Raw genomic sequence first — 15,497 nt, 5'->3', positions numbered from 1 at the left:
GAGTATCAGACGACACTGATACCGCTCTGCACCCACAGATGGTGCGATGGATCCTCCTGCGCAGTGTAGACGTTGTACTGCACGCCATTGTCGGTCTGGATGGCGCCCGGAGCCCAGGTCGCGCCGGTCATGTGCACGGTGTCGTGGCTGTCGCCCAGAATCAGCAGCTTGTCGGTGCTGGCGTCGGTGACCGACAGCAGATCGCTCAAGCTCAAGGTCAGGTTGACCTTGCTCGACTGGTTCAGGTCGATGACCTCGATGTTGTTGATGCGCGCGGCCAGATTGCTCAGGTCGATGTCGGCATCGCCGCCATTCCACTTCAGGGTATCGATCCCGGCACCCCCATCCACCGAGGCGAAGGCCTGGTCGTAGATGACCAGAGTGTCGTTGCCTTCATGCCCCTGCAGGGTCAGCGCACCGCCCTGGGCTCCATCGAGCACATCGTCGGCCGAAGTGCCCTGCTGGTCGTGCAGGTCGCTGCCGGCAGCGGCGACGTGGACGGCGCTGGCATCGTCGCTGTCGAACGACGCCAGGCGCGCGAAGCTGGTCGGCGCAGCCGCGTTGCTGAGGTTGATGGTCAGGGTCGCGGTATCGCTGGCCCCGGTCGGATGGTTGAGCTGGTAGGTGAACACGTCGCTCTGCCCCACCGCCGTGCCGCTCTGGTTCAAGGTCGGCGTGTAGGCGTAGCTGCCGTCGGCGTTGACCAGCAGCGAGCCGTGGGCACCGGCAATGCTCACCCCGTTCACCCCCGGCAGCACGAAGGCCCCGGCGCTGAGCACGCTGAGCGAGGTGTAGGGAGAGCCCACCACATCGGCGCCTACACCGGTCAGCAGGTTGCCCGTGGCAGTGGTCGCGCTGCCGACGACGAAGGTGTTGGTCGAGGTGGCCTCCTGGCGAACGTTGGCGGTGTAGCTCGACGCCACACCCAGGCCGCCGTTGATGATGCTCAGGCGGTAGGTGCCCGCCGTCTGGTCCTCGACCCGCACTCCCAGGCCTGCGCTGCCGACCGCGATCAGGTTGGCGCCCGAGTAGGAGCCCACCTGCACGTAGCTGCCGTTGGCCTGCAGCTTGGACAACACGAACGTGACCGGGGACAGCAACGATAAACCACTGCCGGTGACGGACAAGGTCAGGTCGCTGGAAGTGTTCGGCGCTACGTTGAAGTTGAAATCGCCACGCCCGCCAAGCAGTCCGCTGTCGTAGCGACCCACTGTAGCCGTGGTGTCGGTGAACTGACCAACCAGACTCAAGGCGCTTGTCGCGGTGTCGTTGACGGCATCCACCAGCGTGGCGTTGGCGGCCAGGTTGTTGGGGTTCCACACCTCGGTGACGTTGGCGCTGTCGATGCGCACATACAGGTGAGCACTGGAAGTCAGGCCGTTGGGGTGCACCAACTGGTACTGGAAGTCCTCGACCTTGCCCACGCTGGCGACGGCCCCGCTCGGGTTGTAGGTGTACTTGCCGGTGGCATCGATGGTCAGTTGACCGTACAGCCCCTGCACCACAGTGCCTGCACCGGCGCTCACGTAGGTGCCGTTCTTGAGCACCTGCAGCACCGCACCATTGTCCGGGCCGGTGCGGTCGGCCAGGCCGTTCACGCCGGGATCGGTGACGACGTTACCGTTGAGCGCGGTGGGCGTGCCGGTGAACTGGGTCAGGCTGGTGGTGGAGAACTGGATCTGGGTGCTCAGGCTGTCGAGCAGCGACACCAGATTGCTGGCCACGGTCAGCCGGTAGTTGCCGGCTTGCAGCGGGCTGATGTCGGCCTGGACCTGGTTGGTGCCCAGTCCAATCAGGTTGAGCAACTGCGGATTGGTGACGCTGTTGGCCAGGGTGACCCAAGTGCCCGCAGCGTTCTGCACCTCCAGGGCGAAAGCCGAAGCGGGCAACACACCGAGCGCCGCATTGTTGGTCACTGTGATCAACGGATCGGTCACGGTACCGGGGGCGACAGTGAAGCCGAAGGCTTTGACTTGGCCCAGCAGCAAGCTGACGCTGGTGTTGGTGTAAACGCTGTCCACCGTTACCGGGGTGATGTTGACGGTTGCCGTCGCCAGGTTGCTGGTAGCGATGACCGGTTCGTTGACATCGATGTCCGGTGCCACCACCGCTGCACCGACGCTGACGTTGCCGCGTGCATCGGTCAGGGTGACGCTCAGGCGCTCGCCGTTGATCTGCGCGGCGTTCAAGGCCACGGTGAACGTACCGTCGATGCCGACGGTGACTGGCGCGACATTGAGCACGACGCCGTTGGCGGCCTTGACGCTGACGGTGGCGCCCGGCTCGCCGGTGCCGCTTAAGGTCAGGCCATTGCCAGCCACGGCCAGCCCGGTGGCCACGTTCGGCGGGGTCAGGTCCGGCGCCGTGGTGGTCGTCGTGGGCGAAACGTTGGCCGCAGCGTCGGCCTGACTGACGCTCAGGACCTGGCTGTTGATCTGCGCGGCACTGAGCGTAACGCTGTAGGTGCCGTTGGCAGCGACCACGGCGCTACCCAGCACGCTGGCGCCGCTGCGCACGGTGACCGTGGCACCCGCCTCGCCTGTGCCCGAAACCACGGTGCCGCTGGGACTGATGGTCGCGGTGGGCGCAGTGGGTGGTGTGGTATCGGCCACACCCAGTTGACCCGCAGCGGACACGTTGCCAGCCGCGTCGGTCAGCGTCACCCGCAAAGCACCGCCGTTGAGCTGCGGCGATGCCAGGGTCACGCTGAACAGGCCCAGGCCACTCACCGGCCCTTCGGCCAGCAAGGCATTGTTGGCACCGTAGACTTTCACGGTGCTGTTGGCCTCACCCACACCCGTCAGGCTGACGCCACCAACCAGCACCAGTGCGGTCGGTGCATTCGGCGCGGTCGCATCGCGCGCCGTCAGCGCAGTGATCGGCGATGTCAGCCCGGCGGCATCGGTCTGCACTACAGTCAATTGCTGACCATTGAGCTGCGCAGCGCTGAGGTTGACGCTGAAATTGCCGCTGGCATCGACCACGGCAGTGCCCAGAGCCACGCCACCGACGCTGACGGTCACCCGTGCACCCGCCTCGCCCTGCCCGGTCACGGTGCTGCCACTGGTCGCCAGGGCCACATTGACCAAGGCAGCAGGAGGCGTGGTGTCGAGCGTCAGGAACGGCGTTGCCAGCGACACGTTGCCCGCCGCGTCGGTCAGCTTGACGCTGAGCAACTGCCCATTGAGTTGTGGGCTGCTCAACGTCACCGCGAAGGTGCCGTCGGGCTGTACGGTGGTGGTGCCGATGGCCACGCCTGCCGCGTTGTAGACGGTAGCAGTGGCACCCACTTCACCGGTGCCGCTGAGGGTCAGCCCGGCATTGCCCAGACCGGTCACCACCGGCGCAACGGGCGCGATGATGTCCGGTGCAGGGACCGTCACAGCGGTGGAGACGTTTTGCGCCGCATCGACCTGAACCGCCGTGAGTACGCCACCGTTCGCCTGTGCCACCGGCAGCAGCACGGCGAAGGTGCCGTTCGAGCCAACCAACCCGGTTCCGACCACCACGCCGGCGCCATTGCTGACCCGCACGGTAGCGCCCACCTCGCCGCGACCGGTGACCACGGTACCGGTACCGTTGACGTTCAGTTCAGTGATCGGGACCGGCGCGGTGCTGTCCACGGCAGTGAAGAAGGTCGCCACCGACGTCAGCGCGCCTTTGGTCGCGTGCAGTTCCAGCACCTGGCCGTTGGCTTGCGGCGGGTTCAGGGTCACGGTGAAGGTGGTACCGGTGGCGACCGCGCTGCCCAATACGGTTCCACCGGCGTTGCGCACGATCACCGTGGTGCCCGCCTCGGTGGTGCCGGTCAGGGTCACACCGTTGCTGGTGATGGCGCTTGCCAGCGGCGCCGCGGGTGGCAGCTCCAGTGGAATGTTCAACGCAGCGCCCGCCGACGGATTGCCTGCCGCATCGGTCTGGATGACCGTGAGCAATTGCCCGCCCAGCGCAGCCGGCACCAGCGGCACCTGAAAGTTGCCGTTGGCATCGACCACAGCGGTGCCCAGCACGACAGGCGTCTGGCCAACCACCAGGCCGACACTGACGGTCGCCCCGGCCTCGCCCTTGCCGGTCAACAGGGTACCGTCGGCATTCACCACCAACTGCGTGGCCAGGCTAGGCGGGGTGATATCGGGAACGCTCAAGCGCGCCAGTGCCGACTTGTTGCCGGCGGCATCCTGGGCATACACCTCCAGGGTCCCGCCGTTGAGCTGGGCCAGGCTCAGCGGCACGCTGAAGGTGCCGTTGGCGTCGACCAGGACATTGCCCAGCGACGCACCCTGCGCGTTGGTCACGAACACCCGCGCACCGGCTTCAGCCGTGCCGTTGAACACCAGCCCGTCGACGCTCAGACCCAGGCCGGTCGGCAGTGCCGGTGGCGTGAGGTCCGGGGCATTGACGGTGACACCGGTGGAGACATTTCCCGCAGCGTCGCGCTGAACCAGCAGCAAGGCCTCGAAGTTGGTCTGCGGCGTGCTCAGGGTCACACTGAACGTACCGTCGGCGGCCACGACTGCCGTGCCCAGCGATGCGTTGAGCGGGCCGGTGACGCTGACCGTCGCGCCGGCCTCGCCACGCCCGGTGACGATGCGACCGTCGGCGCTGACCGCCGCCAGCGTCAGGGCCACAGGCGCGGTGACGTCGGGTACCGTAAAGTTGACCGGCACCGAGACGTTGCCGGCCACGTCGGCCTGGGTCACGACCAGCAACTGACCGTTGAGCTGCGGGGTGGCCAGATTGACCGTAAAGAGGCCATTGGCATCGGCGGTCGCTGCGCCGATCTGCACGCCCAGCACGTCCTTGACCACGATGCGCGCCAAGGCTTCACCGCTGCCGGTGAGTTGCAGACCGTTGCTCGACACCGTCAGATTGACCAAGGCGCTCGGAGCCTGGAGGTCGCTGGCGGTGACGGTAACGGCCACCGAGGCATTGCCTGCGGCGTCGACCTGGCGGACGCTGAGCACTTCGCCATTGATCTGCGGCACGCTCAGGGTGACGCTGTAGGTGCCGTCGGCGTTGACCGTACCGGTGCCCACCGAGACGTTGAGGTTGTTGCGGATCACCAGCTGTGCACCGGGCTCGCCGGTACCGGTGAGCAGGGTACCGGTCGCATTCAGCGCAAGAATGGTCGGCGCGGCCGGTGGTGTCACGTCGGGAGCCGTGAAGCTGCCAGGGCCCGAGACATTGCCAGCCGCGTCGGTCAGGGTCACCACCAGCGATTGCCCGTTGAGCTGCGCCGGCAGCGTGACCTGGAAGGTGCCATCGGCGCCCACGGTGGTCGCCGCGCCCAGCGTTGCGCCTGCCGCATTCTTGACGATGACAGTGGCGTTGGCTTCGCCCAGCCCGCTGAGCACGGTACCACTGCCACTGAGCGCCAGTTGCGTGGGGGCAGCCGGAGGCGTCAGGTCAGGCGCGAAGATCGGCGTGCTCGCGCCGACGTTGCCGGACAGATCCGTCTGCGCGACGGTCAGCGGTTGGTTGTTGATCTGCGCTGGCGACAAGGTCACCACGAAGCTGTTGTCGCCCGCCACCTGCGCGGTGCCCAGCACCACGCCCGCGGCATCCTTGACCGTCACGGTCGCCCCAGCCTCGCCACGGCCGGTCACGGTCGCCCCGGTGGTGAGGTTGATCGCCACCTGGGTCAGCGGATCGGGTGCAGTGGTGTCTGGCGAGTTGATCGTCGCGATCGGCGAGGCGTTGCCCGCTGCGTCGATCTGCACCAGGTTCAGCGGCTCGCCAGTAGTAACCGCCGGAGTCAGGGTGATACTGAAATTACCCGCAGCCGACACGGGGCCATTGCCCAACACGGTCCCGTCGACCCGTGTCACGGTCACCACGGCGCCGGGTTCTCCCTTGCCACTGAGCAGACTGGTCAAAGCGCCGTCGTTGCTGATGGTGATGTTGGTCAAGGCCACCGGAGCGGTGGTGTCGCCGGCCAGCACGGCGCCTGGCACCGACACGTTGCCCGCAGCATCGGTCAGGGTCACGCCCAGCGCCTGGCCATTGACCTGCGCCTGGCTCAACACGACCTGGAAGCTGCCGTCGAGCAGCACCGTACCCGTACCCAACACGATGTTCTGAGCGTTGCTGACCGTGACCTGCGCACCGGGCTCCCCGCTGCCGGTGAGTACCAGACCTTGGTTGATCACGGCCAGATCGACAGGCGCCAACGGTGGCGTGCGGTCGCCGGCCAGGGTGACGAGCGCAGCCGAGGTGTTGCCGGCCGTGTCGGTCTGCACCACGCTCAAGGCTTGGCCATTGAGTTGTGGCGTGTCCAGGTTGACGGTGAAGATTCCGGTCACGGCCACTATGGCGGTGCCCAGAATGACATTGCCGGGGCCCGTGACGACCACGGTGGCGCCGGCTTCGCCACGACCGGTCAACAGCGTGCCGTCGAGGCTGACCGACAGCTCGGCGAGGTTGGTCGGCGCCGTTACGTCCGGCGCTACCAATTGCGCGGGCAGCGAGGTCAGCGCGCCGTCAGCGGCAGTGACCTGAAGGATCTCGCCATTGAGCTGCGCGGTGGCAAGCTGGACCTGGAAGGCCCCGTTGCCATCGACGGTGGCCGTACCCAGCACGGTGCCTTGCAGGTTGCGCACGGTGATCAGGTTGCCGATGTCACCCTGGCCGACCACCTGCAGACCGTCGGTGCTGAGCACCAGCGCCGTCGGCACGTCAGGGCCATTGATGTCAGGCGTGGTGACGGTAGCGATGGCTGAAACGTTGCCGGTCTGGTCGGCCTGGGTAACGCTGAGCAGGGTGCGGTCTGCGGAAACCGGATCGAGGGTAACCGTGAAGTTGCCATTGGCATCGACCGTGGCCGTGCCTACGGACAGACCCCCCGCCCCCAGCACCGTGACTCGGGCACCGACCTCGCCCTTGCCGGTCAACAGCGCACCGTCGGCGCTGACCACCAGATTGGTGACTGCGTCGGGCACCGTGGTGTCGGGCGCGATTACGACCGTGGTCGAGGACACGTTGCCGGCTGTATCGGTGGAGGTGACCAGCAGCGTCTGCCCATTGGTCTGCGCCGCATCGAGCACGACTTGGTAGGTGCCGTCGGAGGCAACCGTGGCGGTCCCCAGGACATTGCCTTGGGCATCGCTGACGATCACCGTGACCACGCTGCCCGGTTCGGCCGTGCCCACCACGGCGTTGCCGTTGAGCTCGACGGTGGCGCTCGGCGCCACGGGCGGTGTGCTGTCCACCGCAGGCACCAGCGCCGTCGGCGAAACGTTGCCCGCCACGTCGGTCTGCGACACCGTCAGGTTGCCGCCACCCAGCTGCGGCACCGTGAACGGCACGGTGAAGGCGCCGGTGACACCGATGACCACGCTGCCCAGAACATTGCCGTCGGGGGCAAGAACGGTGACCGTCGCGCCCACTTCGCCACGCCCGCTGAGTTGGGTGCCGTCGGCACTGGCGACCAGAGCGGTCAGCGCACCCGGCGCGGTCAGGTCATCGGCCTGCAACTGCGCAGGCACCGAAACCTGCGCCCCCAGGCTGGCAATCACTTCCAGTTGTTCGCCGTTGAGCTGCGCGGTCGCCAGATCGACGGTGAACGCGCCGTTGCCATCAGCCACGGCCGTGCCCAGCACTGCCCCGGTGCTGCTGCGCACGGTCACGGTATTGCCGGGGTCGGCCACGCCGCTCAGTTGCAGACCGTCGACGCTGAGCACCAGAGCACTGGGTTGATCCGGACCGGTACCGTCCGGTGCCGTGATCTCCAGGCTGACGGAGACATTACCGGCGACATCACGCTGCTCGACTGTGAGGACGGCACCTGGGGCAACGGGCGTGGTCAGGTCAACGATGAAGCTGCCGTTGGTACCGACCACGGCGGTGCCGATCGGCGTGCCGGCTGCATTGCGCACGGTCACCTCGGCACCCACCTCGCCACGCCCGGCCAGCAGCTCGCCGTTCGGGCTGATGATTAGATCGCTCACCTGCGCAGGCGGCGTGGTGTCGCGCGCAAGCAGTGTGGTGGTGGCGGACACGTTGCCCGCCGCGTCGGTGGAGGTCACCAACAAGGTCTGGCCGTTGGCCTGGGCTGTGTCCAGAATGATCTGATAGCTGCCATCGGGTGCAACGACAGTGGTGCCCAGCACGTTGCCTTGCGCATCGCTGACGATGACCGTGACCACGGTACCGGCTTCGGCGATGCCGCTGACCGCAGTGCCGGCAGGGTTGAGCACCGCTCCGGGAGCCTGAGGCGAGGTGCTGTCGCGAGCGGTCACGGTGACCTCGGCCGATGCGTTGTCAGCGCCGTCGACCTGCACCGCCTTGAGCTCCTGGCCGTCGGTTTGTGGCGGGTTGAGCGCTACGGTGAACGTACCTGTGACGCCGACTGTTGCCCGGCCCAGCACGATATCGTCAGGGTCGCGAATGGTCACGATGGCCCCGGCCTCGCCACGCCCACTGACCTGAGTGCCATCGAGGCTGACCGACAGATTGGTGAGGCTGTCGGGAGCGCTGGTGTCGGCCACGGTGATGCGCGCCGGCAACGACACCAGCGCGCCACTGGTGGCGACGACTTCCAATGTCTCGCCGTTGATTTGCGCCGCGCTCAGTGCAACCTGGAAGTTGCCGCTGGCGTCGACCACCGCCGTACCCAGGATCACGCCGGTGACACTGCGCACGGTAACGGTGTTGCCCACATCGCCCTGCCCGCTCAAGGTCAGACCGGCGTCGCCCAGGACCAGTGCGGTGGGTTGATCAGGACCGTTCACGTCCGGCGCCACCACGGTGGCCGCTGTCGAAACGTTGCGCGACACATCGGTCAAGGTGACGTCGAGCACTTCGTTTTCGGTGGCGGCGCGATCGAGCACGACACTGAAGGTGCCGTTCGTATCCACCGTACCGATGCCGAGCAGGTCGCCGTTGGCAGCGCGCACGTTGACAGTGGCGCCAATCTCGCCCTGGCCGACCACGGTCAGGCCATCGAGGCTGACCACCAGTGCGGTCGGTGCATCCGGCGCGGTGAGGTCGGCGGCGATCACGGTGACACTGGTCGAGGTGTTGCCGGCGGCATCGGTAGAGGTCACCAGCAAGGTCTGGCCATTGTTCTGCGGGAACGCCAGGTCGACCTGGAAGGTACCGTTGGCAGCTACCGTGGCGCTGCCCAGCACATTGCCCTGGGCGTCGCTGACCACCACCGAAACCACGGTGCCAGGCTCTGCCTGGCCAATGACCGCCCCACCCTGAGGACTGAGCACGACATTGGTCGGTGCGGGCGGCGCTTGCAGGTCCGGTGCGTTCAGGGTGACGTTGGCGGAGAAGTTGCCTGCCCCATCGACCTGAGTGACGGTCAGCTGCTGCAGGTTTACCTGCGCGGTGTTCAACGTGATCGAAAATTGACCGCTGGCGTCGACCTGGGCGCGGCCCAGTTCGGTATTCCCGACCAGTACGCGAACCAGCGCACCGGCCTCCCCGCGCCCGGTGACCACCTCACCATCGCCGCTGATCAGCACAGCGCTGAGGGCCGTGGGCGGTGTGATGTCCGGCGCGGTGAGCGCCACGGGTACCGAAGCATTGCCGGCGGCATCGGTCTGCAGCACGTCCAGGAGCTGGCCGTTGGCCTGCGCCGGGTCGAGCGCCACGCTGAAGGTGCCGTTGGCCGCAACCAGGGCCGAGGCGAGCACGGTACCGCCGACGGTGGTGACCGTGACGGTCGCACCCGCCTCGCCACGCCCGCTGATCAAGGTGCCGTCGGCGTTGATCACCGGGGTGACGACAGCGACCGGAGCCAGGGTATCGCGACCGATCACGCTGCCCGCCAGGGACACGTTGCCGGCGGCATCGCTCAGCGTGACCCGCAACGCACCGCCGTCGATCTGCGGGGTGTCCAGGGTAATCTGGAAGCTGCCGTTGGCGCCCACGATGCCTGCGCCGACCTGGGCGCCCACGGCATTGCGTACCACTATGGTGGCGCCCGCCTCGCCGGTGCCGGTCAAGACCGTACCGACATCGTTGAGCAGCAGGGCGACCGGCGCTTCGGGCGCCGTGAGGTCCGGTGCGGTCACGGTCACACCCGGCGACAGATTGCCGGCCGTATCGGCCTGGGTCACGTTGAGCACTTGCAGGTTGGTCTGGGCTGGCGTCAAGGCGACCGTGAACGTGCCGTCCGCTGCCACTGTGGCCGTGCCCACCGACTGGTTCAGCACATCGCGCACCGTCACTTGCGCACCCGCCTCGCCCGTGCCGGTGATCAGGGCGCCATTGGCGCTGATCTGCACGTTGGCCAGGGTATCGGGCGCAGTCGTGTCAGCGGCCGCGAAAGGTACCGCAATCGACACGCGGCCGATCGCGTCGCTGGCTTGCACGCTGAGCACTTCGCCGTTGCGTTGCGGGGTATCGAGCAGAATGCTGAACGCACCCGACCCATCCACCGTGCCACTGCCCAGCAGCACGCCGGTCGTGCTGGTGACACGGATGATCGCACCGGCCGAACCGGTGCCGGTGAGAATGGCGCCTTCCAGCGTCAGCAGCAGGTTGGCCGGTGCGCTCGGGGCGCCGGCGTCCGGGCCATTGACCTGGGCCGGCGTCGATGGATTACCCGCCGCATCGGTTTCGACCACGGTCAGCACATCGCTGAGGGTGGCCGGCCGGTTCAGGGTGATCAGGAAGGTGCCACTCGCGTTCACCGTGCCGGTGCCGAGCAGATCGCCATTGGCGGCGGTGACACGCACCGTGGCATTGGCCTCGCCCGAGCCGCCGAGCACGTTGCCGTCGGCGCTGACCACCAGATTGCTGACCGCGACCGGTGGCGTGGTGTCCGCCGCGAGCAACGTGCTGGCCGCCGAACTGTTGCTGGCCGCGTCGGTGGCCACGGCCTTGAGGCTCTGGCCGTTGGTCTGCGCGGCGCTCAAGGTGATGCTGAAGGTGCCGTTGGCGGCGACCGTGCCTGTGCCCAGCAGCGTGCCCTGAGCATTGGTGATGCGCACCGTGGCACCGGCCTCGCCGGTACCGGTCAGCACCAGACCACTGGCGTCCAGCGCCAGTGCAGCCGGAGCACCGGGCGGGGTGATATCCGCGGCCGTGACGAAGGTGGTCGGCGACAGGTTGCCGCTGGCATCGGTCTGGGCGGCGCCCAGCCGTTCGCCATTGACCTGCGCACTGGCCAGCACGACGCTGAATGTGCCGTCGGCCCCCACTACAGCGCTGCCGAGCACGGCGCCATTGGCCGCGCGCACCGTGACCGTGGCACCGCTTTCACCGGTGCCGGTCACGTTCAGTCCGTCCCGACTCAACGCCACATTGGCCAAGGCAACCGGCGCCGTGCTGTCGCTGGCGATGATCGTCACGGGCACCGAGGTCTGGCCAGTGCCATCGGTCTGGGTGACTTCGAGCAATTGGCCATTGGCCTGGGCTGGGACGAGGGGTAGCTGAAAGGTGCCATTGGCGCCGACCACGGCAGTGCCCAGCACGACGCCATCGGCATCGACTACGCGCACCGTGGCGCCCGCCTCACCCACACCGCTGAGCACGGTGCCGCTGCTGTTGAGCTGCAGTGCGCCAGGTGCGGCGGGAGCCTCGATGTCGGGCGCCTGGGCAAGCGCGATGGGCGACCGGTTGCCAGCGGCATCGCTCTGGCTGACGCTCAAGCTCTGCCCATTGGTCTGAGCCGCGCTCAGGGCAACGCTGAACACCCCGTCGCTGCCCACCGTCGCCGTGCCCAGGGTTACGCCGTTGGGGGCCAGCACCGTAACCGTGGCGCCGACCTCACCGCGTCCGCTCAGAGTCAGGCCGTCATTGCTCACGGCCAGTTGCGACAACGCGCCCGGCTCGGTCAGGTCCGGCGCAAGCAGGTCGACGGCGGTGGCGCTGTTGCCCGCCGCATCGGTCTGCGTGATTTGCAGTAACTGGGCCTCGAGCTGCGCGGGGTTCAACGTGATGCTGAAGGTGCCATCGGTGGCCACCGTGCCCGTGCCGATCACGCCACCGTTGGCACCGCGGACGGTGACGAGGGCGCCCACTTCACCGGAACCGGTCACGGTCGCACCGTTGGCGCTGATGGCAACGCCGCTGACAGGGTCGGGCGCGGTCGAGTCGAACGCGGTGATTTCGACCGGCACCGAGTCCTCGCCCCGTGCGTCGGTGGCGACCACCGACAGCACTTCACCGTTGGTCTGACCCGGGTTCAGGGTGATGACGAAGGTGCCGTTGGCGGCCACGGTGGCCGTGCCCAACAAGGTGCCCTGCGGGCCGAACACACTGACGGTGTCACCGGCACTGCCGGTGCCGGTCAATTGCAGGCCGTCACGGCTCAATGCCAGATCGCCAGGTGTGCCGGGACCGACGGCATCGGGTAACACGGTGGTTACCGGCAAGGAGACGTTGGAAGCCGCATCGGCCTGCACAGCGCTCAGCAGAGCACCCTGGACCGCGGCCGGGGCCAGCGCCGCGCTGAAATTGCCGTTGGCACCCACCGTAGCGATGCCGAGCACCACGCCTACGGCATTGGTGACAGTGACCGTGGCGCCGGGCTCGCCGCGCCCGGTCAGGGTCAGGCCATCGGCGCTGATCAGCAGATTGCTGACGGCGTCCGGGGCCGTTGTGTCCGGTGCGGTGAACGGCACCGCTGCCGAGCTGTTGCCGGCAGCGTCCACAGCCGTCACCGTCAGTGCCTGGCCATTGGCCTGCGCCGCCGAGAGGGCAACCTGGAAGGTGCCGTCCGCAGCGATCAGCGCCGTACCCAGTACCGTGCCGGCCGCATTCTTGACCGACACCGTGGTACCCGCCTCGCCCACGCCCGAGAGCACCGTGCCGGTGACATTCAAGGCCAGGGTGCCAGGCGCCACCGGTGGCTCCAGGTCAGGCGCGGTCAAGGCGACATCGGCCGAGGCATTGCCCGCTGCATCCTGCTGACCGACGCGCAGCGCCTGACCGTTGGTCTGGGCTGGATCCAGGGACAGATTGAAGGTGCCATTGGCAGCGACCACACCGCGAGCCAGGACGACCCCACCCACGGTGCTGACCGTGATGGTATCGCCTGGCTGACCGCGACCGCTGATCAGACTGCCGTCGGAACTGATGATGACCTGGGTAAGGTCCACGCCAGCGGTGATATCCGGCGCGGTCGCTTGCACGACGGCCGAAAGATTACCGGCCGCATCCGTTTGCGTGACGCTGAGGAGTTGTCCATCCGCCTGTGCAGGTGCCAGGGTCACGACGAAATTGCCGGCCTGATCAACCGTGGCGGCGCCCACCACGTTACCCTGTGCATCGCGCACGGTGACCCTGGCGCCCGCCTCGCCGGTGCCGGTCAGCGTCGTACCGTCGGCGCCGAAGCCGAGGTTGCCGACGGCATTGGGCGGGGTGCTGTCCGCTGCCACGAATGGCACCGGAACCGAGGACTCGTTATCGAAATCAGTGGCGATCAGCGTCAGTGTCTCGCCGTTGGTCTGGGCCTGGCCGAGGATGACCGAGAACGTGCCATCGACATTGACGATGGCACTGCCCAGCAACACGCCCTGGCTGGTGAAGACGCGTACGGTGTCGCCGGCACTGCCGGTACCGGTCAGGGTCAGGCCGTCCTGGCTGAGGATGAGATTGTCCGGAGTGCCGGGGCCGATGTCATCGGGTGCCAGCGCGCTGAGCGTGGAGGTGATGTTGCCATTGTCATCGGTCTGCGTGGCGGTCACAGGCTCGTTGGGGGCCAGGCGCAGCGCGAAGCGAATGAAGAACCGACCGAAGGCGTTCACCTGCGTGGTGCCGATCACATCGCCGGCGGCGTTGGTGATGGTCAAGGTGTCACCCGCCTGGCCGCGACCGCCGCAGGAGAACCCATCGGCGCTGATGACGAACTCGGAAATCGGTTCGGAAACCGTCAGGTCCGGCACCTGCAACTGGCCAGGCAGCGACGGATTGCCCGCCGCATCGGTGGCCACCACGCTGAGGGTTTCACCGTCGACCTGGGGCGTATTCAAGGTGATCTGGAAACTGCCGTTGGCAGCGGCCGCGCCCGAGCCGAGCACAGTGCCCGCCGCATCGCGCACTACCACCGTGGCACCGGCTTCGGCGCGTCCGCTGAATACCAGGCCAGTGCCATCGATGCTCAGGTCGGTAGGTGCTGCAGGCGCTTCGATGTCCGGCGCGACGACGTTGCCGGGCGCCGAGACATTGCCCGAGGCGTCGGTCAGGGTCACCTCCAGCCCCTGGCCATTGGCCTGGGCCGGATTGAGGTCCACGCGGAAGTTGCCATTGGCGTCCACGGTCCCGGTGGCGATGAGGTTACCAGTGGCATCGGTGACGTTGACCACAGTGCCCGCTTCACCAAGGCCGATCAGTACGCCGCCGTTGGCACTGACCGCAAGGCCCGTCGGCACCGTCGGAGCGGTAGTGTCGGGCGTTGGATCGGGTGTAGGGTCTGGTGTCGGATCTGGGGCGGTGTCAGGTGTCAGATCGGGTGCGACCAGACTGACGGTCGACGAGGGGTTGCCCGCTGCATCGGTCTGCGTCGCGCTCAACGCTTCACCGTTGATCTGCGGCGGGTTCAGGACCAGGCTGAACGAACCATCGGCCGCCACCACCGCCGAACCCAGCACCCCGCCCGAAGCATTGAGCACGGTGATCGTGGCACCAGGCTCCCCCGTGCCGGTCAAGGTCGCGCCGTCGCCGGTCAGCGCCAGCCCGGCGGGCGCTGCGGGCGCCGTGGTATCAGGTGCGGTGATCACCAGCGGATCGGAGCTGTTGCCTGAAGCGTCGGTGATGACGACCTGCAACGGCTGGCCATTGGTTTGAGGCGCAGGAAACGCCACCTGGAAATTGCCATCGGCATCGACCGTACCGCTGCCCACGACATTGCCCTGAGCATCGCGAACAACTACGGATGCGTTGCTCTCGCCGCGGCCTGAAACACCACTGCCATCGGGCGCAAAAATGAGCCCGGTGGGCGCGCCGGGCGCCGTAGCATCGGTCGGTGGCACCGGAGTGACGGGTGATGCCGCGCCCCCACCGCCGCCACCGCCGCCGCCACCGCCCGACACCGCGGCACCCGTGGCACCTACGCCGGCCAGACCGAACGCGGCCAGCATCCAGCCAGGCGTGGAACCGCTGGCGGCCGCGCCGGCCAGGAGCAATTCATCGGCGGTCGAGGCTTCCGAAAAGGTAAAGCCGGTGAAGGGCTCGCCGTAGTTGGCCTGCCAGAGAAAACCATCCTGGCCTTCGAACACCAACTCGCTCTGCTGACCCGCCGCATCGACCTTGAAAAAGTCGCCGATGGTGACTTGTTCGCCAGATTTGAGGGTGACGATCAGGTTGTTGCCGGAACGCGCAGTGGAAGCGACATCGCTGGGGTCCACTGGCAGTTTGACCAGACTGGTATCCAACAGCTTTATATTGCCCCACGCCATTTCCGAGGTGCTTTGCGCCGACTTCGCAGCAACAACGATACTGTCCATATTTGCTCCTAGCAGATTCTTGCAGTGCACTACAGGGCACCGCACACGCAACTTCACCCGCACTCGGCGTTTGCCGACGCCAGTGATTCAAGGTGT

1 protein-coding gene is annotated in these 15,497 nt (G+C 67.2%); it reads right to left on the bottom strand.

The annotated features are described in order from the left end of the window. Window positions 1-5: 5 nt before the first annotated feature. Window positions 6-15,401, bottom strand: a complete 15,396-nt coding sequence (locus ABMD26_RS19280) for a BapA/Bap/LapF family large adhesin (protein WP_354311274.1) — start codon at window positions 15,399-15,401, stop codon at window positions 6-8. Between the last annotated feature and the right edge of the window lie 96 nt (window positions 15,402-15,497).

The sequence above is a fragment of the Pseudomonas sp. PvP001 genome (genome assembly GCF_040546375.1).
In the GTDB taxonomy this organism is placed as follows: Bacteria; Pseudomonadota; Gammaproteobacteria; order Pseudomonadales; family Pseudomonadaceae; genus Aquipseudomonas; species Aquipseudomonas coleopterorum.
This window is presented reverse-complemented; position numbering and strand designations above follow the sequence as displayed.

Bases quoted from the DNA above. Each gene is read 5' to 3' on its own strand.
- ABMD26_RS19280 (WP_354311274.1), bottom strand. From the start codon at position 15,401: ATGGACAGTATCGTTGTTGCTGCGAAGTCGGCGCAAAGCACCTCGGAA.